The sequence below is a fragment of the Anaerobacillus sp. QJM3NY_17 genome, assembly GCF_056173665.1.
This window is the reverse complement of sequence record NZ_CM149685.1, coordinates 3,637,470-3,659,674: the sequence shown is the minus strand read 5'-3', so window position 1 is coordinate 3,659,674 and position 22,205 is coordinate 3,637,470. Positions and strand designations below refer to the sequence as shown.

At 38.2% G+C, this 22,205-nt stretch carries 20 protein-coding genes; 17 read left to right on the top strand and 3 right to left on the bottom strand.

Features of this window, described 5'->3' with window-relative positions:
• Window positions 1–26: 26 nt before the first annotated feature.
• The 14 genes from AC0VYV_RS18975 (at window position 27) to AC0VYV_RS18910 (ending at window position 15,916) form a co-directional block, all read left to right on the top strand.
• Window positions 27–629 (top strand): hypothetical protein, encoded by a 603-nt coding sequence (locus AC0VYV_RS18975; RefSeq protein ID WP_475374110.1) that lies wholly within the window; start codon window positions 27–29, stop codon window positions 627–629.
• Between the two features lie 321 nt (window positions 630–950).
• On the top strand, window positions 951–1,730 hold the full coding sequence (locus AC0VYV_RS18970; RefSeq protein WP_430245830.1) for an ABC transporter permease: 780 nt from the start codon (window positions 951–953) through the stop codon (window positions 1,728–1,730).
• Complete coding sequence (locus tag AC0VYV_RS18965) at window positions 1,731–2,456, top strand: ABC transporter ATP-binding protein (RefSeq protein WP_194218730.1); 726 nt, start codon at window positions 1,731–1,733, stop codon at window positions 2,454–2,456.
• On the top strand, window positions 2,453–3,664 hold the full coding sequence (locus tag AC0VYV_RS18960) for a glycosyltransferase (protein WP_475365865.1): 1,212 nt from the start codon (window positions 2,453–2,455) through the stop codon (window positions 3,662–3,664). The genes AC0VYV_RS18965 and AC0VYV_RS18960 overlap by 4 nt, the downstream gene beginning before the upstream one ends.
• 58 nt (window positions 3,665–3,722) lie before the next feature.
• Window positions 3,723–5,006 (top strand): nucleotide sugar dehydrogenase, encoded by a 1,284-nt coding sequence (locus tag AC0VYV_RS18955; protein WP_430245836.1) that lies wholly within the window; start codon window positions 3,723–3,725, stop codon window positions 5,004–5,006.
• A 12-nt stretch (window positions 5,007–5,018) separates the two neighbouring features.
• Window positions 5,019–6,389, top strand: coding sequence for a nucleotide sugar dehydrogenase (locus AC0VYV_RS18950; RefSeq protein ID WP_194218733.1), 1,371 nt, complete (start codon window positions 5,019–5,021; stop codon window positions 6,387–6,389).
• A gap of 23 nt (window positions 6,390–6,412) precedes the next feature.
• Window positions 6,413–7,174: a hypothetical protein gene (locus AC0VYV_RS18945; RefSeq protein ID WP_475374109.1), complete on the top strand. Its 762-nt coding sequence runs from the start codon at window positions 6,413–6,415 to the stop codon at window positions 7,172–7,174.
• A 145-nt stretch (window positions 7,175–7,319) separates the two neighbouring features.
• Window positions 7,320–8,540, top strand: coding sequence for a glycosyltransferase (locus tag AC0VYV_RS18940; protein ID WP_475374108.1), 1,221 nt, complete (start codon window positions 7,320–7,322; stop codon window positions 8,538–8,540).
• A 22-nt stretch (window positions 8,541–8,562) separates the two neighbouring features.
• On the top strand, window positions 8,563–9,264 hold the full coding sequence (locus AC0VYV_RS18935; protein WP_206759423.1) for a glycosyltransferase: 702 nt from the start codon (window positions 8,563–8,565) through the stop codon (window positions 9,262–9,264).
• 325 nt (window positions 9,265–9,589) lie between these two features.
• Window positions 9,590–11,278 carry a class I SAM-dependent methyltransferase gene (locus tag AC0VYV_RS18930; RefSeq protein ID WP_475374107.1) on the top strand — a complete coding sequence of 563 codons (1,689 nt, stop codon included), beginning with the start codon at window positions 9,590–9,592 and terminating at the stop codon, window positions 11,276–11,278.
• Window positions 11,275–12,339 (top strand): glycosyltransferase family 4 protein, encoded by a 1,065-nt coding sequence (locus AC0VYV_RS18925; protein WP_475374106.1) that lies wholly within the window; start codon window positions 11,275–11,277, stop codon window positions 12,337–12,339. The genes AC0VYV_RS18930 and AC0VYV_RS18925 overlap by 4 nt, the downstream gene beginning before the upstream one ends.
• Before the next feature lie 226 nt (window positions 12,340–12,565).
• Window positions 12,566–13,792 carry a glycosyltransferase family 4 protein gene (locus AC0VYV_RS18920; protein WP_475365860.1) on the top strand — a complete coding sequence of 409 codons (1,227 nt, stop codon included), beginning with the start codon at window positions 12,566–12,568 and terminating at the stop codon, window positions 13,790–13,792.
• Complete coding sequence (locus tag AC0VYV_RS18915; RefSeq protein ID WP_430245848.1) at window positions 13,789–14,907, top strand: glycosyltransferase family 4 protein; 1,119 nt, start codon at window positions 13,789–13,791, stop codon at window positions 14,905–14,907. The genes AC0VYV_RS18920 and AC0VYV_RS18915 overlap by 4 nt, the downstream gene beginning before the upstream one ends.
• Before the next feature lie 40 nt (window positions 14,908–14,947).
• Complete coding sequence (locus tag AC0VYV_RS18910; RefSeq protein WP_475374105.1) at window positions 14,948–15,916, top strand: LCP family protein; 969 nt, start codon at window positions 14,948–14,950, stop codon at window positions 15,914–15,916.
• A 31-nt stretch (window positions 15,917–15,947) separates the two neighbouring features.
• Here AC0VYV_RS18910 and AC0VYV_RS18905 read toward each other — a convergent pair whose 3' ends face one another.
• Both AC0VYV_RS18905 and AC0VYV_RS18900 read right to left on the bottom strand, forming a co-directional pair.
• On the bottom strand, window positions 15,948–17,027 hold the full coding sequence (locus AC0VYV_RS18905) for a glycosyltransferase family 4 protein (RefSeq protein WP_226615308.1): 1,080 nt from the start codon (window positions 17,025–17,027) through the stop codon (window positions 15,948–15,950).
• A 203-nt stretch (window positions 17,028–17,230) separates the two neighbouring features.
• On the bottom strand, window positions 17,231–17,863 hold the full coding sequence (locus AC0VYV_RS18900; protein ID WP_430245852.1) for a YigZ family protein: 633 nt from the start codon (window positions 17,861–17,863) through the stop codon (window positions 17,231–17,233).
• A gap of 270 nt (window positions 17,864–18,133) precedes the next feature.
• On the opposite strand from AC0VYV_RS18900, the gene AC0VYV_RS18895 reads away from it, so the two are divergent.
• Window positions 18,134–19,285, top strand: a complete 1,152-nt coding sequence (locus AC0VYV_RS18895; RefSeq protein ID WP_430245854.1) for a sensor histidine kinase — start codon at window positions 18,134–18,136, stop codon at window positions 19,283–19,285.
• 3 nt (window positions 19,286–19,288) lie between these two features.
• A complete protein-coding gene (locus AC0VYV_RS18890; protein WP_475374104.1) occupies window positions 19,289–19,993 on the top strand; it encodes a response regulator in 705 nt (234 codons plus the stop codon).
• 113 nt (window positions 19,994–20,106) lie between these two features.
• Here the strand turns inward: AC0VYV_RS18890 and AC0VYV_RS18885 are convergent, their stop codons facing one another.
• The gene (locus AC0VYV_RS18885; protein WP_404683329.1) at window positions 20,107–21,033 is read right to left on the bottom strand and encodes a C40 family peptidase; all 927 of its coding nucleotides are present in this window, start codon (window positions 21,031–21,033) and stop codon (window positions 20,107–20,109) included.
• A gap of 310 nt (window positions 21,034–21,343) precedes the next feature.
• On the opposite strand from AC0VYV_RS18885, the gene AC0VYV_RS18880 reads away from it, so the two are divergent.
• A complete protein-coding gene (locus AC0VYV_RS18880) occupies window positions 21,344–22,192 on the top strand; it encodes a DegV family protein (protein ID WP_430245857.1) in 849 nt (282 codons plus the stop codon).
• The last annotated feature ends 13 nt before the right edge of the window (window positions 22,193–22,205 follow it).

The following is a 22,205-nucleotide window of genomic DNA, read 5'->3' as shown; positions in this document are numbered from 1 at the left end:
TAGTTATTTTAAGTATGGAGGCCGATATGAAAAAAATAGGAATAAGTTTACTTCTAATGATACTTCTTACGACTGGGTGTGGGACAGCGTCATTGAAAAATGGCTCAAGTGAAACGAGTAAGGTCAGCGGAGAAACGAGCGAAAGTAGCGAAATGAATTTTATGATGTATCGACCTGAAACAGGTGTAACAAAAACGTTCAAGTCACAAGGGAAACAGCTCTTTACAGAATACATTGTTGATCAAAATGAAGAATATATTCAAAGAGTTATTACCCTTGGTGACATGGAAACGACTCAGGTAGTTCAATGGACGAAAGATCGAGCTTCCATCGTAGAAGAAAGTCAATCAAGTAGTAAGGAAAGTGTACTAAATGGATACGAGTCATTAGAAGAAGTAGAGACGCTGTTCGATCGTTCCGAAAAACAAGATGGAATAGAAATAACAACGGTGGATAAAGTTGAAGTTCCTTATGGCAGCTTTCATGACGTAATTCAAGTTACTAAAAGGCAAGATCAAATGATCATGACGATTTTCTATGCAAAAAGTGTGGGAATGATTAAGCAAGTATATGAAACAACAGAAGAAAACGCTGAAAGAGAAATAGCGGAATTAACCAAAATCGAATAAGACAATAAAAAGCAGCCGACTGGGCTGCTTTTTTATTGAGGGAGAACTCCAAAAGTTATTCGACAAAAGATGGCAATTCAGGTTGAATTATGAAAGAATAAGTTAATCGTTTCTACTTTTTGAGAAACGTTAAGATTTTGTAAATTACGGTTGAATAAAGGGGGAGATGAGCGAAAAAGTGTAGAGAAAAGTCGATATAGCAAGGGTTATTACCTAGGATGCCACGCTTCTGATATTGGTAGACGACAGGAGCGGAATTATATAAAATATAATATGACGTTTGGAAATATAAATGCAGTTAGATTAGGAGTTAACAAGCGAATGATTAAAAAATTACTTAATGATTGGCGAAACAACAAAGATCTGCTTTATCACCTAACCGTATCCGAGCTGAAATCGAATACAGCTAGAACATATCTTGGAACATTATGGTGGATTGTCGATCCGATTCTGTATATGGCGATTTATTATTTTCTCGTAGGGATTGTGTTAGATCGAGGTGGAGACGATTACGCTGTTTATCTTTTTACAGGTTTAATCCCGCTTAAATGGGCAACCGCTTGTATGGTAGATGCGACTACAGCGATTTCTTCAAAAGCGAGAATTTTGCAGCAGGTCTATGTGCCGAAGCTAACCTTTATTCTAGTGAGACTTGGTGTTAACACATTTAAGTTTCTTGTGAGCTCTGTCATTATGGTTTTGTTCCTCTACTTTAGTGGAGTGGAGTTGACAGTTAACGCATTGAATTTCTTTATATTAATCGTATTGAACCTTCTTTTATTGCTACCAATCATGATTATTATGGCTCATATTGGCGTGTACTTAAAGGATATTAAGAACATGATGCAATACATTTCGCGCACATTGCTTTATCTATCTCCAGTACTCTTTCGAATGGAATCGGTGCCTGAAAATATAAGAGGTCTTCTTTACTTAAATCCTTTTACAGATTTTCTAGTTTCCTATAGAAGTATCTTACTTTATAAAGGCCAGCCACTGTGGGGTAATCTCTTCATCATATTAGCGATTTCACTAGTCCTATTGTTTATTGGACTACGCATTTTGAACAAATACGACAAACAATATGCCAAGGTGATTTAATTGAAAAAGGACATTATTGAACTTAAAGATATTTGGGTTTCTTATCCTGAGCATTCAGATAATCCATTGAAACAATTGCTTAGCAAAGAAAAAAAGCAGTTTTGGGCATTAAAGGGTCTAGATTTCACTGTAAAGAAAGGTGAAGTTCTTGGTATTATTGGTCGAAATGGCTCAGGAAAGAGTACCCTTTTAAAGCTCATGAGTGGCTTAATTGAACCAGATCAGGGAGCTTATCATGTTGAAGGGAAGCGGCCGATGCTACTCTCTCTTGGTGCAGGGTTTCAACCTGAGTTATCCGGAATCGAGAATATTTACCTAAATGCCCTTCTGTTAGGAAATCGCAAAAAGAAAATCGATGATAACCTTGAAGCGATTATTGAATTTTCCGAGCTAGACGACTTTATTTATAAACCGGTAAGAACGTATTCATCCGGTATGAGAGCAAGACTTGCGTTCTCTACTGCTATTATGCTTGACCCAGAAATTCTATTGATTGATGAAGTTCTCGGGGTAGGGGACTCTGCGTTCCAGAAAAAATGTAAAGATGCCATATTAGAGAAAATCCAACAGGATCGGACCGTTATTCTCGTTACGCATTCATCAGGTCTTGTGAAGCAGATCTGTGATCGGGTTGTCTGGATTCACCGCGGTGAGCAAAAAGCGGTTGGAGATACGAAAGAAATTGTCGAGCAGTATGATGAATTTATGAAGGCTAAGAAAAAATGAAGCACATCTTAATGGTTCTTTTTAAAGACATTGATTACGATGCACGGGTTCAACGTGAAGCCATTGCGCTTGCCGAAAGTGGCTATCAGGTAACCATTTGCTGTTTAAATGAATTTGATACTGATCCGCCTTTTTTGCATGAATTGATCAAGATTAATAAGCTAGCCATTTCAACAAAACAGGCAAAGAAGGGAATGGCTACTGGACCGTCGCGAAAACCATCTGTTGTAGCGAAAATGGTTAGAAATCCAGCCGTGAAGCTGGCGAAGGATCAATATGCCAGCTACGAGTTTTACAAAAAAGTAAAGGGAACGATGGCTTCTGAAACCATTCATGCGATTCACTGTCACGATTTAAATACGCTCGATACCGGTAAGCGTTTAGCAGAACATTTTCATAGCAAGTTGATTTACGACTCCCATGAACTTTTTAATGAAATGACCGGTCGCAATCCGCTTGATCGACGTTTTGGTTATTATTTGGAAGGCAAGTTAATGAAACATGTTGATCGTTTTATTACCGTAAATCCGTTTTTGATCGATAAATTCAATAAACGCTATGGCGAACTACCACCCTCAATTTATTTGCAGAATATACCGCTCCTTCGTTTGGAACAAGAGCGTAAAAATGATCATTATTTTCATCATCTTTTTGGGATACCTACTGATAAGATCATTCTTCTATATCAAGGAGGGTTCTCGAAAAATCGCGGAATTGAGCTTTGTGTCAGAGCCATGAATCATTTGCCTGATCCGTATCACCTTGTTTTGCTTGGCGATGGCGATATAAAGGGAGCACTTGAGCGTTTAGTGGACGAACAGAAGCTCACCTCAAGAGTGCATTTTCATCCTAAAGTACCGCCTTCAGAAATACTTTCACTAACAAAGGAAGCAGACATTGGACTCGTGATGTACGAAAATGTAAGCGAAAATAACTATTATTCTACACCGAATAAAATATTCGAATATATGTTAATGGGGCTTCCAGTAGTATCTTCTAACCATCCAGGGAAAGCCTATTTATTAGAAGAATATGACTTTGGTTTACCTGTTGCAGAAGATGAACTAGCCATTGTAAAAGGTATTGAAGCTATTCAGCAAAGAAGCGATTATTACGTACAAAAATGTAATGAAGCGAGTAAAGTATTGAATTGGCCGAATGAATCCCGAAAGTTAATTCAAATGTATGGTGAATTATTTTCCAAGTAAGTAAGGAGAATTCGTAGATCTTAATTTCTGAAGTTACTGTGAGTGAGGAGTTGTAATTATGAAACTTGTCGTAATGGGCCTTGGATACATCGGGTTACCGACTGCTGTCATGTTTGCAAGGCACGGCGTTCAAGTGCATGGCGTGGATATTAATGAGCACGTGATCGAAACGTTAAAAAATAAGACGCTTCACATTGAAGAGCCTGGTCTAGGTGAGATGCTGGTTGAAGCAATTGATTCAGGTCATTTAACTTTTGGAACAGAACCGGTGTCAGCAGATGGTTTTATTATTGCTGTACCAACGCCAGTTAATCCTGATAAAACGGCGAACTTAAATTATGTGCGATCGGCGGCTAAAATGATTCAGCCTTTACTAAAGGAAGGGAACCTGGTCATTCTTGAATCAACAAGCCCTCCTGGCACGACGCTGAAGGTGCTGTCACCTATTCTAGAGTCATCGGGCTTAAAAGTCGGAAAAGATTTGTATGTTGCTTATTCTCCAGAGCGGGTATTGCCGGGTAAATTACTGGATGAACTTGTTCATAATAATCGAATAGTAGGCGGCGTGAATGCTGACTCGAGTATAATGACAGAGAGAATTTACAAAATCTTTGTAAAAGGAATGATTCACCAGACTGATGCAACTACTGCAGAAATGGTAAAATTAATGGAGAATACGTATCGGGATGTGAATATTGCGTTAGCTAACGAATTGGCGCGTATTGCAGAACAGGTGGGATGCGATATTTGGAAAGCTGTCGAGTTGGCTAACTGCCATCCAAGGGTTAACGTACACTCACCTGGCCCAGGTGTTGGAGGGCACTGCATCGCAGTTGACCCCTGGTTTCTAGTTGAAGCAAGCCCAGGAGATGCTAAGTTGATTCAAACAGCGCGAGCAATCAATGATGATGTCCCGAAAAGGATCGCCAACCAAATTAAGGAGCGAACTGAAGGAGTTGCAAACCCAAAAGTATCTTTACTTGGACTTGCTTATAAAGGAAATATTGGTGATGCGCGTGAAAGTCCATCACTGACTATATTGCAGGAACTCGAAGATATGGAAATTGAGTGTGCAGTTCATGATCCATACGTAGTCGATAAGCGGATTAAAAACCAATTTGATACAGTAGAAGAAACTGTACGCCATTCAGATTGTCTCATTATTTTAACAGATCATAATGAATATAAGGCGTTAGACCTTAAATCTCTAGCTCCTTTGATGCGTCATACGTTGCTTTATGATACGAAGAATTTAATAAATAAGGAGCAGGCAGAGAGTGCTGGCTTCCGTTATGAAAAAGTAGGGGAATCCCAAATCAACACGAATTTATTACATTTATAAAGGATGAATGAGATGAAGGAAGCATTGTTAACGAAGTTTGAAACAGGTAATGCACGTGTAGGAGTTATTGGACTTGGCTATGTAGGACTTCCCCTTGCGGTTGAAATGGCACAAAAGGGTTTTGAAGTATATGGAATCGATGTATCTAAAGAAAAAATGGACATTCTAAATAACGGGAAGAGTTATGTAATGGACATTTCTGATAACCAAGTAGAGGCCATTATTGGTAAGAACTTCTTCCCTGGAGATGATTTTTCAGTTATCTCTAAATTGGATGCTGTTAGTATTTGTGTCCCAACACCTCTTGCTAAAACAAAAGAGCCAGACGTTTCTTACATCAATGCCGTTGTTGAAAAATTGGTTGAGTTTATGACAGAAGGAACGCTAGTTGTTCTTGAAAGTACAACTTATCCAGGAACAACAGATGAATTGATTAAAGCTGTCATTGAAGAAAAGACTTCTTTCCGTGCGGGTGAAGATTTCTTCCTTTGTTTCTCACCTGAGCGTGTCGATCCAGGTAACCAGCAGTTTAATACAAAAAACACACCTAAAGTGCTCGGTGGTGCAACAAAGCCATGTCTTGAACTCGGAGTCTCTCTTTATAGCTCGTTCCTTGAAAACATCGTTCCTGTTAGTTCAACAAGCGTTGCTGAAATGGTTAAGCTTCTTGAAAACACTTTCCGTAGCGTTAATATCGGTCTTGTGAACGAGCTAACGATGATGTGTGATCGAATGGGAATCAATGCTTGGGAAGTTATTGATGCAGCAGCTACGAAGCCATTTGGCTATATGCCTTTCTATCCTGGTCCAGGAATTGGTGGACACTGTATTCCGCTTGATCCAGCTTATCTTTCGTGGAAAGCAAAGATGTTTAATTTCTATAACCGTTTCATTGAACTTGCAAGTGATGTGAATGGAAACATGCCACGCTATGCGCTTAATCAAGCTGCAGATATTTTAAATGATAATGAGAAGTCCATTAAAGGATCTAAAATCTTTATTTTAGGTATGGCATATAAGAAAAACATCGATGACCTACGTGAATCTCCAGCACTTGAAATTTATCGCCTTCTTGAAGATAAGGGAGCACACGTGTATTATCATGATCCGTTTGTTTCAAGCTTTAAGAATGGAGAAGAAGTTGTTTATTCCGTTGAGCTCAACGACCAGAACCTTGATGACGCTGATCTCGTTGTCATCGCGACTGATCACACAACAGTAGATTATGATTATGTCATTGATCGTTCTAAGCTCATTTATGACACACGGAATGTAACAAAGAACTACAAAGATTCGAAAGGTAAAGTGACGCTACTAGGTGGACAGCAGAACTTTGATCTACCGACGAATGTTGAAGAAAACTCAAGTGTGAATCCTAAGTAATTGAAGTAAAAGGAGAATTCTACATGAAATTTGATGTTAGCCCATTTTATACAGAAAATATCGAGGTTTCTATTAATGAGGGTTGCTTAAACAACAAAATGATCGCAAGCGGAAGAAAAGCAAATTCCCTTCTTATTCTTTCTGGTAATGGGGAAACACAAGCTTCATTAGAACTAGCGAGACTTGATCAACGTGTGAAGGAACTTGTTCGTTTTGATGAGGAACTGCAACGAAAGAGTGAGTCATATCAATCACTGCCACGAGAGCTTCAGGAAAATATCATAATTCAAAAAGCGAATTTCTATCATTCAGAAGAGCTAAGCTCATACCAAACAGACATGGTGCTTTTAGAAGGAAGCTTTACAAAAAGGTTCTTTGAAGAAGCATTTCTTGGAACGTTACATGGTTTAGTTTCCGAAGACATCAATGGTACGATTGCAGTCAAATTACCAATGAATGAAGAAATTACAGAGGACATTTCAGAAGTTGTTCTTTGCTTAAACCAATTTTTCATAGCAACTTCTATGGGGTTTGAAGATGGTTATTTCTTTTTCCTGGGAGAACCCCGGACTGCACTTCCTGAAGAACGGATCAAGCAAGAGGTTACAAGTGGCCTACTAGCTGCGATTTTGAAACTTGAGAAAGCACTCCAAAAGTTGAATCAAAGTCATCCTGTGGTCCAAGAAAAGAGTGACATTCAAGAAAATGATGAGATTGCAAAAGCGGTGGCAAATCAGAATCTTGATCAAATGATTCAGCAACAGTTTCAAATTCGAGAAGCTTAGTGAACAGCTTAAGGTTCTTAAAAATGATTCAAAAAAGAAAGAAAAACAGATTACTCAGATCACAAAGAAATACAACCGTGCTCAGCACATCGTAAACCACTTGGATTCAAATGCGTCGGCTAGATATTTAATTGGTGATGCTGTCATGGGATCAACAAAGTCATTCGGTCGAGCCATTCGACTTCCGAAGCGACTTGTTCAAATTTACAGGGACGCTAAAAATGGTAAATTAGGTCGAATTAAGAATGGTTCTGGATCATTTGAGATTGAACCGATCGATGATGGAAATGCCATTCTCTTTGTACCAACTAACGGGGCGGGTCTTGGACATCTCACGAGATTACTGGCTATTGCAAGACGAGTAAAGCGTATTGACCCATCTAAGAAAATTATTTTTCATACGACGAGTTCAGCCATGCACTTGATATTGCAAGAAGGGTTTCTAGGTTACCACTTACCTTCCAAAATGCTCTTTCCTAAAGAAATGAGCGCAAAGCAGTGGAATGCGATGCTACGTGATCATCTTGAAACGGTTATTAGTATTCACCAGCCAGAAACGATTGTTTTTGATGGTGCGTTTCCTTATGCGGGTCTTGTTGCCTCAATGCGTAAAAAAGACGGATTGAGAAAGATCTGGGTGAAGCGAGGACAGCATAAAGAAGGTAAAGCAGAGTTAGTGGAATCGAAAGAAGCAGAATTCGACGAGGTTTATGTTCCAGGTGAAGCTGGTGGGGAAAACAGTATGCGAAAAGAAGGAATGAAAACGTACTGTGAGCCAGTGTTATATCTTGATCGAGAAGAGCTAAAGGATCGTGAGAGTGTTCGTCGACAATGGAATATCCCAGAAGGTATGAAGATGGTGTATGTTCAGCTTGGAGCAGGTAAAATCAATGACATTCATTCAACGATTTCTATTCTTCTTAATGAACTGCTAAAGAGAGATGATGTTTTCGTGGTAATTGGGGAATCCATTATTGGTAATCGAATGGATTTAAAAATGGATCGTGTTCTGACACTAAGAGACTATCCGAATTCGATTTACTTCAATGCTTTTGATCTCATCGTTACAGCTACTGGCTATAATACATTCCACGAAGTGATGTATTTTGGAGTGCCATCGATCTTAATTCCCAATGAGAATACAAAAACAGATGATCAGGTGGCAAGAGCCATGATCGCTGGAGACGCTGGGGCTGCAATCGTCTTAAGAGATCCAGGCGCTACTGATTTTGAAAAAGCGATTCAAGAAGCTCTTGATGAAGAGAACAATCGAAATATGAGGAAAAGTGCTCTTTCACTTATGAAGGAGAATGGAGCACAGCAAATGGCTGAAATGATTGTTCAGAATGTAGCAGCTAATAAATAGAATTGGATTTGGGAGAGTGAAGATGATGAAACGAAAAATTCTAGTGCCAATCGCATTTAATAACTGGGCTTTAACAGATGTGAATGAGAGTCGTTTAACGAAAGAATGGATTGACCATCGTATGGAGATTTTCATGAAATACACATGCAAAAGTCTTAAAGCCCAAACGAACCAGGATTTCACTACAATTCTTCAGTATGATCAGCGTTCAGAAGAGCATGTGATGAACGCTCTTAAACAGCACGATCCACTTCCAGATAATATTAGATTCGTGCCTAAGAATGCCTATAACAAAACATTAGAACGTGAAATTCAGGACTATGATGAAGTGTACTTCGCCCGCATTGATTCTGATGATATGTACCACAAAGGTTATTTTGATTTTCTAAAAGATCATCAGCCAGTTGAAGGTACTGAGGCACTTATCAACCAGTATGGCTATTTTTATGACGAGTATTCAGATAAAGTAGCAACTGCCAAAATCAAATCACCACCTTTTTATACACTTATTTATAACGTTGCTGAATATTTAGAAGGAAAGCGCCACCCTGTAAAAGGGCATTTATCGGTGCACAGCCTGAAACATGAATTGTTAGAGCCAAGAAACTATGTGCAAGTTATTCACTCGAATAACATGTCTACATCATTTGAAAATCGCTACATCGATGGATTAGTTGAAGATGAGAATGAAAAAAATCAAATTCTCCGTAATTTCTGGGGATAAACGTTTGTATGAAAAGCTGTCGGGTTGTGCCGACGGCTTTTTTTACTAATAGTTCTTGGTGTTTATGCGCTAAATGAAAGCGACTTAGAAAATAGCGATAAAATAAGTGGAAGCTTATTTGTAAATAGAAGCAAGAACCCTTCATGCGATTGATTTCATAATAAAGAATGCCACCTCATTTTTTAACAGTAGCTTAAAGGAAAGATGTAAAACATTCGAAATTTACCATTTAATCCTTTTTTGATCATGTGGAATCATATATAATTCAAATAAATGGTATTCAATTAATCAGCTGCTTTGGCAGTAGAATCAGGAGAATGGTATGTTGAAAAATCAATTAACACATTTACAAAATGAGTCATTTACCATTCCTGAATCTCAACGCTCCAGACTAAGGTGGTGTGGGTCTAGAGCTTCAGGGCAACATATACTTCACATTAGTCAAAAACCAGGTATTCTCTCGATCATTAATCAAGATCCTCAGCTAGATGTTGTAAATATTTTCGCTAGTGAAGACTCGATAGTTCTTACTCATCCACTAAGTAAAGATTGTGTAAGTACCTTTTGGTCGGGGGATTTGAAGAGCGAGATTCCTTTTCCTATGAATTACTTCGATGCCATTATTACGGAAGACACGTTAATCGAAGTTATGTCTTCGCAGAATAAAGAAGTCCAGAGATTACTTAAACCGAATGGGAAAATAATTGTAACTGAAGCATTAGAACATGCAGGAGAATTAAGAGATGAGTGGGAAACACTATTTCATAACTTTGAAGAAATTGATATGCGCATTGATGAACACTACGTGAGTTGGGTTGGACGAAATGTTGTAAATCCCCCTACAGATTATGGGGAGGCAGGGAAAGCTTTTCTTGAAGAAATAAGAAAAGTCATAGTGAAAAAGAAAGCTAAGCGTGCTGCCTTGTTACAAAAAGAGCTAGAAACGAAAAGAAATGAGGAAGTAGTTAGGCTTGAAGAAAAGAATAAACTTCTTATGCTGCTCCCTATTATCAAGAAAAAGCACGAAGCGCGAATTGATCAAATCCAGTTAACGAGTGATGAGAAAAAGCGCATTCTTCAAGAGCCGGAAGAAACGATAGTGAAACTTAACAAAATGAGACCTGAAGAGCAATTAGCTCATTTTTCAACGTTAGGAAAAATGACAATTGTCTATTGGGATTCCGAAGTATATAGAAAAAATAGTCTTAAGCTTGCACATCAGTTAGTGGAAACACTGAGGAATAGGGGTAAAAATGTCGTTTACGTCTATGAAGAGGAAAACGAATTGATAAATCCCATTCACCTTGATGGATCGAGGTTCTTACAAATTTCAACTTCTGAATTCTGGAGAAGCCTCCATTTATTTGAAGAGCCAGAAATGTATATTACTCATTCTGATCTCCAAATAGCCAAAAGAATGGGGCGATTGCAGTGGAAGAAATGGAGTATCTTCTATTTACCAGAAAAGATAGTAGATCGTGATGCTCACTTATTTCTGATGAATAGTCTTGATCCAAGTCACTTTCTAGTGTCAATGGGACGCATGCATCCCATTAAATTAAGGGAAGAAAATCCTGTAGTGAACACATTAACTAATGAATCTTCTCGTATTGTAATCGGTTTTGTTGGTGATCTTGGAAAAAACTGCATTGATTATCAAGCAATCAAAGATTTGCTCGTGGAAAACAAAGGTCTAGGTATAGAGTTAATAGGGTACAATCTACCAGATTCAAAGCCTATCAACTCGAAAAGACTTACGATCAGAGAGTATGCAAACGATGTTGATTTAATGAAAAGAGTCGGAAGATGGACAGGTGGCATCCTTCCATTTCGATATTCGGCGTCAACCTCCGCGCTTGTAAAGATGGAAAGCTTAGGCATTCCTATATTTCATATTAAAGAATGGAGTGCTCCACTAGAAGATCAGGAAGTTATTTCTTATGGTAGTGGAGAGAAAGTCAGTGTCTTGTTAGAGGAAGCTGTCTTACACTTAGAGGGGAGGAACGCTCGTTGAAAATCCTCTATATTTATCGCTATTTATTACTAGGTGGAGTGACGACACAACTTGCGAATAGACTTGGGTTTCTAAAATCGATTAGTGATCCCCACTTTATCTTTCTATCCGATCATGGGGGACAGACTGCCTTTGGAGATTACGAGAAAATCCATGTTATGACAGAACCATTGACCATCTATCAGTATATAAAAGAACATGATTTCGATTTAATTATTGCAATTGACACGAAGGAAATAACGGACTACTTAATAGAAGTTCATTGCAAGACCCCCATTATTCAAGAAGTACATGGTATATCTTATAAGCTAAATTATTTAGTAGAAGAGGATCAACGCCATTTCCAGGGGTATATTGTGCCTTCGAATTATAGTAAAAACAGAATTATAGAAGATTATTCTGCACCCGAAGAGCGAACATATGTCATTCCAAACTGTCTAGATACGACATTGTTTTCCCCCAAAGAAGTAGAACCGATTACAAATAAAAAGATCATTTGTTGGGTTGGAAAACTCAATGATCATAAAAATTGGCAAGGTTTTTTGGACCTCGCAGCACGAATTTCTCAGAAGAGAGATGACTGCGTTTTTTGGATTGTCGGTGGAGAGACTGCTTCGTCAAAAGCAACTAAGCACCTTTTTCAGGAAGCAAACAAGCGAGAGCTCAGTATTCACTGGATAGACCGGATGGAGTATAGTGAAATGCCAAAGCTGTATGCAATGGTGGCCAAAAGCGGTGGTTGTACAGTGAGCACTTCCAAAGGAGAATCGTTTGGGATGAGTTTGATTGAAGCGATGGCTTGTGGATGCCCTGCAGTAGCACCGAGGGTTGGAGCTATTCCTGAAATATATCTGGGGGATTTAGGGCGCCTAACATATGAATTACACGATTTGGTAGCGTGTGAGTCTATTGTGGATAGTCTCCTTGATAATGAAAAGGAACGAAATGAGCAAATTCAAAAGGGAATTCAAAAGGTACAAAAACACTATTCAATTAATCAAGTCGTCACCCAATACTTTGAGCTACTTCAAACATTTTCTACTGTTCAAAAAGTCTGGTAAAATACCGGGCTTTTTGTATGTCGTCCACTTCTACTCGTAAATAGCTATTGTTGTTAGCGACAATAGTGGATGGAACAAATTTAACAATAGGAATTATGAACTGAGTGTAAATTTTTGTTTACACTTCTGATCCATTCCTCAATCAACTTTTCTTTCGAATCATAACGAAGTATAATGAAAGAAGTGTTTTTATGTCGTATTCTGGTTAAGAGGGAAAGGATTCATTATGAAGATTTTATATATATCTCAACATTTCCCGCCCGAGATAGGTGCAGCTCAGGCGCGCGCCTATGATATGTCAATGAACTTGGTAGAAGAAGGCTGCGATGTAACAGTAGTTACATCATTTCCTAATCATGTTTCTTCCAAAAAAATATTTCAATCGAGCAAGCATCTTGGTTTAAATGTTATTCGTACTTTTGTCGTACAAGATACAAAAAAGAGCAAGCTCAGAAGAATGCTGAATTACTTTTCATTTATGACAACCTCTATCATAGCCGGATTATTTGCTAAAAAACCTGACGTCGTCTTTGCTACTACCCCTCAACTTTTTGTTGGGCTTTCCGGTTATGTATTAAGTAAACTGAAACGTGCCAAATTCGTGATTGAAGTTCGAGATTTATGGGTGGATTTTGCAGAAGTTTTAAATCAAATTAATAATAAAAAATTATTAACGCTGGCTCGGAAATTAGAATGGTTTCTTTTTAAGCAAGCTGATCATATTGTTGTAGTTACGCATGGGTACAAACAATACCTTATTGAAAAGGGGATCCCTGAAAATAAAATCGATGTGATTACTAACGGTGTTAATCCAACTGAGACAGGAGTTCTAGTACCTGAAGAGGGAATGAGGATTCGTGCTGAGCACGGTCTGGAGAATCAGTTCATTATTTTATATGCGGGTAACATGGGAATTGCTCAAGGCTTGAAAACTGTACTTGAAGCGGCAAATTTTCTGAAAGATGTCTCTTCGATTACCTTTGTTCTTATTGGTGAAGGGGCTGAGAAAGAACGTTTGCAACAGTATCAAAAGGATAAAGCTCTTCAGAATGTTCTGATCCTCGACAGCCGTGCCAAACAGGAATTGAACGGCTTTTATGCGGCTGCTGATTTATGTCTTGTTATTTTAAAGAATCATCCTCTGTTTGAAATTACGATTCCTTCAAAACTATTTGATTGTTTGGCTATGAATAAACCGATTCTATTAGGAATTGGTGGAGAGTCAAAAGAAATTGTCAAAAGTTTAAATGCTGGACTATTTTTTGAACCAGAAAATGCTGAGTCGCTTGCGAACGTTGTGTTAGAAGCGACTTCTAATCCTAAAATTATGGAGTTATTAGAGAAAGATGTACGAAGTAAAATGTTGTTAAAATATAATCGTCAGGAGCTATCCAAGAACCTGGCTCACTTATTAGAATCTACTCAGGACAATGTAAAAGGTTGGTCGCAATGAAAAAAGTGTGTGTCATCACGTCTATTCATTCTCCATATGATGGACGTATTTATCATAAGCAATGCAAAAGCTTAAAAAGAGCAGGCTATGACGTTGTGTTAATTGCTCCAGAGCCTGAGGTGGCTGAATCTGAAGAAATTCCTCTCATTACCTTTAAACGTCCTTCAGGTGTAAAGGAGCGTCTTAAGTCAACTTTTCATTTGTATAAACTTGCGAAAAAAACAAAGGCGGATCTTTATCATTTTCACGACCCTGAGCTTATGATTGTAGGGGTTATGATCGAGGTGTTTCTTAAAAAGCCAGTTATTTATGATGTGCATGAGCATTACCCGAATACAATCATGGGGAGGGAATATATTCCTTCTTTAGTGAAAGTCCCTATGAAATATGCCTATGTTGGCATTGAAAAATTGGCGTTAATGAAAATGAGCGGTGTGATTTATACCACAGAAGAAATTGGTCGTCGTTATCGCCACTATAATGGGTGTAAGATTGAAAATTACCCTCTCAAACAAATGTTTCCAGAAGCAGCTAAAGAAAAAGATAAAAACCAAATTATCTATTTGGGGGGAATTACGAAAATTAGGGGGGTATTGCAGCTGCTTGAAGGTTTTGGAGAAGTTGTGAAAAAAGCTCCTTATGCGAAATTGCTCTTTCTTGGTAGTTTTGAATCGACTGCATTTAAAGAGGAAGTAGATCAACTTATAAACAAGTTGGGTATTGATCTGAATGTAACGTTCATCAGCAGGGTACCATACGAACAGATATCGGCATATGTCGAACGTTCTGCCATTGGGGTTCTTCCGTATCTACCTTACCCCAACCATCTTGTTGCCCTTCCTAACAAGTTATTTGAATATATGGCTGCTAGTAATGCTATTATCGCATCAAATTTCTCGCACTATGCGAAAGTAATCGAGAATAGTCAGGGTGGCTTAGTTATTAATCCCGAAGATCCTAAAGATATAGCCATGAAACTAACTCAACTTCTTAGTTCCCCGAGTAAAACAAAAGAGCTCGGTGAAAATGCCAGAAGAGCCTTTGAAAACACGTACAATTGGTCTTGCGAGGAAAAAAAACTGCTTGAATTTTACCATGCTTTATTAACAAGGTAGCGGTGAAATTGGAGAAGCTTGAAAGAAGCGGGGAATTTTAATGAAAAAGCAATCAAGAATAAAAAGAAGGCGGAAGAAAAGCTTATTTCGCAGACTGTTAACGTTTGTACTGTTGATCGTTCTTGTCCTTATTGGTTATGGTGCTTATCTTGCCTATAATGCCTATGATGCAGCATCTGGCTCCTATCAGGGATTATCTCGAGGAGAAAAATCAGCCCTTCGTGATGCGGAGGTTGCAGTAACGAAGGATCCAATTTCGATATTAATCATGGGAATAGAGGATTATTCTACAGGCGGCGAAAATGGTCGAACCGATACGCTAATGGTAGCGACTGTTGATCCAGATTCAAAAAAAGTCAAATTACTAAGTATCCCTAGAGATTCGAGAGTAGAGATTGTTGGTAAAGGGATTGAGGATAAAATTACTCACGCTCACGCTTATGGTGGAACAGAAATGACGATTAACACTGTAGAGAATTTCTTGAATATTCCAATTGATTATTATGTGAAAGTGAACTTTGAAGGATTTAAAGATGTGATCGATGAAATCGGCGGTATAACGGTGGAAGTCCCATTCGATTTCATTGCGCATACCGATGTACCAGGTGGTAGAGCAACGTTCACAGAAGGCCCAATGAACCTCGATGGAACAGAGGCACTAGCTTATGCACGAATGCGTAAGGATGATCCTCGCGGTGATTTCGGTCGAAGTGATCGACAGAAGCAGGTTATAAAAGCTGCGATGGACGAAGTTTCAACAGCATCAGGTTTACTAAAGTTGGACGACATTGCTCAGCACATTGGAAATAACATCGAAACGAACTTGAAGCCAACTGAATTATTTGCTCTTCAAAAAGCTTATTCTGGTGTAAGCTCATCTGATATCGAAAGCCTTACAATTGATGGTTCGGATGAAAGGATTAACAATGTGTATTATTTTAAACCAGATGAAGAAAGTGTAGCTTCACTTAGTCAGCAACTAAATGCTACTTTAAATTCAACTAAATAAATGAAAAAAAGCATCCGCTTATGGATGCTTTTTAACGTTTCATTGTACTTGTAAAAACAAGTAGTTTTTTTAATGTATTGATTAAAGGTTTCCGCTGATTCCCAATTAAACCAATGAGTTCTGCCGTAAACTGAATCACAACAAGCAATAAGATAAGCAAGAAAAGTGATCCCCACAGCGTAGACGCTGAGAATAGAATGGCAGTAATACCAAAGAAAAAGCTGAGAAGGTAAATAATGATCACGGTAGATTGGTGAGAAAATCCAATAGCTAGTAAACAATGATGGATGTGAAATTTATCAGGCGTTGAGATTTTTTGCTTTCTTAATATTCGTCTAATGATAGCAAAGAATGTGTCAAAAATGGGGACTGCAAGAATGATAACAGGGATGATCAAACTAAACACCGTCACACTTTTGAATAATCCTAGCATAGACATTACTGAGATGGCAAACCCAAGAAAAAGAGCTCCGGTATCTCCCATGAAAATGCTTGCAGGGTGAAAGTTGAAGATCAGGAAGCCAAGAGTACTACCTATTAAAATCACGGCTAGTGCAATGACTACAAGTTGATGGTCAAGAATGGCCATTGTTAAAATAGAACCTAAGGCGATAGTGGATACACCTGCAGCTAATCCATCAAGACCGTCGATTAAATTAATGGAATTCGTTACCCCAACAATCCACAATACTGTAATAAAAAAGCTCATAAATCCGAACTCAATTCTACCTACGAATGGAAGTGAAACGAATTCAACCTGAAGTCCCGATGAGGCAACAATAATAGCGGCAATAATTTGACCAACAAGTTTAACTTTCGGTGAAACAGCCAGTTTATCATCAAAAACGCCTAAAACAATAATGAGTGTTCCAGCGATAATAATTTCTGGCATATACGGTGAATAAGGACTAAGATATAAAAAGCCTGCGACAGTACCTGCAAAAATAGCAAGTCCGCCAGCTGAAGGCATAAGCCCTTTATGAACTTTCCGTTGATTTGGTTTATCGGCTATTTTAAATTTAAGTGATACATATTTAACAATTGGTGTAGCAATGATAGCGACGGTTATAGAGATGATAAACGCTATGATATACTCTGTTAACGAATACAATAAAATCCCCCTCTAACTGAGGAATAGTAATTCATTCCTTTCATATCATATCAAAATAAGTGTGTATTGCAAGAGGTTTCTTAGCGTGCATTCTTTCAAAATCACTCATGGCATTACTATCTTTCCCGAATAAGGGACTTTCATGTTGAATGATAGAGGTACATTTAATTACCAATACCCTTTAGAATTAATAAGTAATCTTTTTAGACATCATATTCTTTATAGAGTTGTCCATTTGAAAGGATTTTCGCCTGTCCACTTGTAATATTCGTCATCCATTCAGTAAACTGCTCTTCTAATCCGCTTTGGATAAGAGTTTGAACTTGTACATTCTCCATATAATCAATCTGATCTAATAAGTAATTCGATGAACGAATTTCATTTTCGACTTTCCCTAATAAAGAATAATCAATTTCTGTTGTCATTTTTTCCATTAGTCTTCGCTCTACGATTCCAGTCGCATTCAGCCCTTCTGAAACCGATTGACCGTAAGCGCGAATTAAACCGCCTGCGCCTAGTTTAATTCCACCAAAGTAGCGGGTAACGACTACCGTAGTATCTTTTAGGTTTCGTTTTTTTAACACTTCAAGCATTGGTACACCTGCTGTGCCCGATGGTTCTCCATCGTCGTTAGCTTTCTGGATAAGGTCTTGCTCTCCAATTAAATAAGCTGAGCAATTGTGCGTAGCACTTGCATGCTCTTTTTTGATCGATTGGATGAATTCTTGCGCTTCCTCTTCGGTTGGCGTCCTTTTTACATGTGCAATAAATCGTGATTTTTGTATAGTGATTTCGTTTTTTCCATCACCTTTGACTGTATAATATGAAGTAAGCATTTGGTTAACCTCCAAGATAATCATTGAACATTCTTTAGAATGAAAGGGATTTGTTTCTTACCATCGAATAGTACATAATTAAAGATTGTGATTTAAGAGGGAAAGTAATAAGTTCGGTTAGTGTCTTTCTTATTATAAGTTTCTTAAATTAATCCATCAAATATATATCCTCAAGTCATAAAAAGACGGTCAGATACGAATTTTGTAAAAGAAGTACTTTTGGACTATCTTTTCTTAGTGTCCGTCCCTTGAAGGAATGGAGGGGTTAGCTTGGATTTTCAGAAGCTTGATCCAAATTCATTAGATGTCATTCTTGACAGGACAATGGAGAGTATTAACACAAGTAAATCAAAATTGTTCGAAATTGGAGAGCTGTCTCATGACGAATGTCAGCAGATCAATAATCAACTTCAATTATTAAAAGAAGAATTAGAGACCGTTCAGGGTCTCAGGCAAGAAAGGCTTCATATGGACAGAATCGCTCGAGCTGAGCTTGTAAAGATTAGTAAGAACTTTCAAGACTATGGAGAGCCGGAGATTAGAAACGCTTATGAGAAGGCTTCAGAAGCCCAAATTAAGCTATCTGTTAGTATGGAGAAGGAATCGCGCCTTAAAGACCAGATTGCAGATCTAGAACAGCGGATTTCTTCACTTCAAAATACGTCGGAAAAAGCCGAGTCTTTTATGAGCCAAATCTCAACAGTTCTTAGTTATCTTGGAGGAGAGCTAAGACTCTATGGTGAGGTCATTGAAGACGCTAGAAGAAAACAAGAGTATGGGCTTAAAATTATTGAAGCACAGGAAGAAGAGAGAAAGCGTCTCTCAAGAGAAATTCATGATGGCCCGGCCCAAGTTCTTGCGAATGTGTTATTAAGGTCACAGTTAATTGAACGAATTTATGAGAAAAAGGGAAAAGATGAAGCGTTCAAGGAAATAAAGGATATGAGATCCTTAATTGAGGATGCTTTAAAAGAAGTTAGGCGACTTATTTATGATCTTCGTCCAATGGCTTTGGATGACCTAGGTCTAGTGCCTACGTTATTAAAGTATTTAAATAAAGTGGATGATCGCTCAGAGGCAACGATATATTTCGATTATTTTGAAGGGATCCAACGACTTCACGTTCGGCTTGAGGCAGCGATCTTTCGACTTGTACAAGAAGCGGTGCAAAATGCGCTGAAGCATGCTGATGCAACTGAAATAAGTGTTGACCTGAATCTTGATGGTGATAAGATTGTGGTAACCATTGAAGATAATGGAATTGGCTTTGATGTGAACGTTCGTAAAGATCAATCTTTTGGATTGATTGGAATGAAAGAGCGTGTCGGTTTATTAAATGGGACAATTCAGGTTCAATCAACGCCGAACAAGGGTACATATATATTGATAAGAATCCCGATTCATGAACAGGAGGGCGTGTAAGAGATGTATGCAGCTAAAACCAAAACGAAAATTATAATAATAGATGACCATCGCTTGTTTCGCGAGGGAGTTAAACGTATTTTAGACATGGAAGATGATTTTGAAGTGATCGCTGAAGGTGATGATGGGGATGAAGCACTTCGTCTTGTCGAAGAAAATAAACCTGACGTGGTCTTAATGGATATTAATATGCCGCATGTGAATGGGGTAGAAGCAACAAGACAGCTTATTGAACAAGTACCGGAGACAAAAGTCATTATTTTATCAATTCATGATGATGAAACATATGTCACGCACGCAGTGAAAACAGGGGCAGCAGGGTATCTATTGAAAGAAATGGATGCAAACTCTCTTATTGAGGCTGTTAAGGTTGTTGCATCTGGTGGAGCTTATATTCATCCTAAAGTAACGCATAATCTTGTGAATGAATATCGTCGTCTTGCTACGGAAGGTAAAAGACCATCGACTCAAATTGGTTACAAAGAAGTTGAGTATCGTAAACCACTTCATATTTTAACACGTCGAGAATGCGAAGTTCTTCAACTGCTAACAGACGGAAAAAGCAATCGCTCTATAGGTGAAGACCTTTATATTAGTGAAAAAACGGTAAAAAACCATGTTTCCAATATTTTGCAAAAAATGAATGTAAACGACCGTACTCAAGCGGTAGTAGAGGCAATTAAAAAAGGATGGGTTAAGGTGCGCTGAGGCGTGCCTTTTTTCTTTGGGGTATTCTACTTGTTATGAGAGGTAAAGGTAAAGAGAAAACAAAATGAAGACAAAAAAATAGCCTCCAATTTTGGAGGCTATTTTTTGTACCATTATGCGCGCTTTGCACCGAGGTAACGTGGAGACCAGTAAGAGTTATCCATGTCACTGATTGTTACTCCGTATGAAGAAGAAGAGTGAATGAACTGACCGTTACCGATATAAATACCAGCGTGAGACGGGCCGGATTTATAAGTTTCAAAGAATACAAGATCCCCAACAGAAGGTGAAGAAACTTTGTCTGTTGCGTTCCAGATGCTAGCTACAGTACGTGGGATGGATTTACCAGCTTTGTTGAATACGTATTGTAGGTAGCCGCTGCAGTCAAAACCAGATGGTGTAGTTCCAGCCCAAACATATGGTACACCGATGTATTGCTTAGCAATAGATACGACAGAAGAGTTAGATGTTGATGCACTTTTTACCTGTGATGAAGAAGATGAGCTTACAGAAGAACCATTAAGTGCTGCAAATGTGTTTGATCCTGCAATGCCATCGACGCTAAGACCATTTGCACTTTGGAAGTTACGTACTGCTTGTTGTGTAATGGATCCATAAATGCCGTCAACGGAATAGTTGTAGTAGCCTTTTGATTTAAGCTGACTTTGTAGATTTGTTACACTTTGTCCACGATCACCGTGACGAAGTGTGCTGCTGTATGTATTAGAAGAGCTGCTTGATTTAGATGAAGTTGAACCTTTTAGTGCGCTAACTGTTTGTGGCCCTACAACACCGTCTACGCTAATGCCTGCGCTACGTTGGAAGTCGCGAACGCCATCTTCAGTAATATTTCCGAAATATCCAGTTGCTTTATGGTAATCAAAATAGCCTTTATTATCAAGTTCATTTTGTAGTTGAGTTACGTCAGAGTTGCTCATGCCATTGTATAGGGTACGGTCGCCTAGTGCTGCTTCACTTACGTTTGGTGCTAATAAAAGAGTACCTGCGAGTGTAGTAGTGATCACGACTTTCTTAAACATATTATAATTCCCCCTGATTTATAAGTTAAAACCTTTTATTTTCTCTATCACGATTGCTAGTTTACATGATTGAGATAACAGGAGGATGAATATAACATTACAATTATGTAACAGAATACCTGCCTAATTTACTAAAAGTTTCATTTTACGACATTTACATTAAAAAATATGGTGAGTAATGGTTGACAAATTATGTGAAAAATATTATAAGCTTTTGTTGGCACAAAGCCAAAAATGCTCTATCATTAACTTGACTGGTTTTTAACGTAAATCGTATGAAGTACTTAATAGATTGAAGAGAGGCGTTAATATGAAGACAGTTGCTATTGTAACAGATAGTACGGCTTATATACCTGAATCAATGTTAAATGAATACGAAGTGACGATGGTTCCGCTTAGCGTAATATTCGGTAATGAATCCTATTTAGAAGAAAGAGAAATACAGGCAGAGGATTTTTTTGAAAAAGTAAAGAAAGAAGATGAGCTTCCTAAAACTTCTCAGCCTTCTATAGGAAGTTTTGTCGAAGCATATGAAACATTAGCTCGTTCACATGATGAAATTATTACGATTACTCTTTCCAGCGGTATCAGTGGTACTTATCAGTCAGCTCATTCAGCTGGAGGAATGATTGAAGGCGCGGACGTTCATGTTTTTGATTCAGAGATCAGTTGCATGATGCAGGGTTTTTATGTTCTAGAAGCAGCACAAATGGCGCAAGATGGCTTTAAAAGTAAAGAAATATTAAATCGTCTTCATAAGATAAAAAGTCAAGGGACGAATGCTTATTTCCTTGTGGATGATCTTAGCCATTTACATCGAGGTGGCAGGTTGAATGCTGCACAGCTTGTAGTCGGAAACCTTCTTCAAATAAAACCCGTACTAACTTTTGAAGATAAAAAAATTGTTCCATATGAAAAAATTAGAACTCGAAAAAAAGCATTAAATAAACTGATGACGCTATTTGATGACGCTGCAAAAGGCGGAGGTATCATTAAAGCAACTGTCATCTATGCAACGAATAAAGAAGAAGCAGAGCTTTTGAAAGCTGAATTAGAAGAAAAATACGCGAACGTAAGCATTATTTTAAGTTATTTCGGACCAGTTATTGCTACACACCTCGGTGAAGGTTCTCTTGGACTCGGCTGGTATCGTGTATGATCGTTAAAATCGA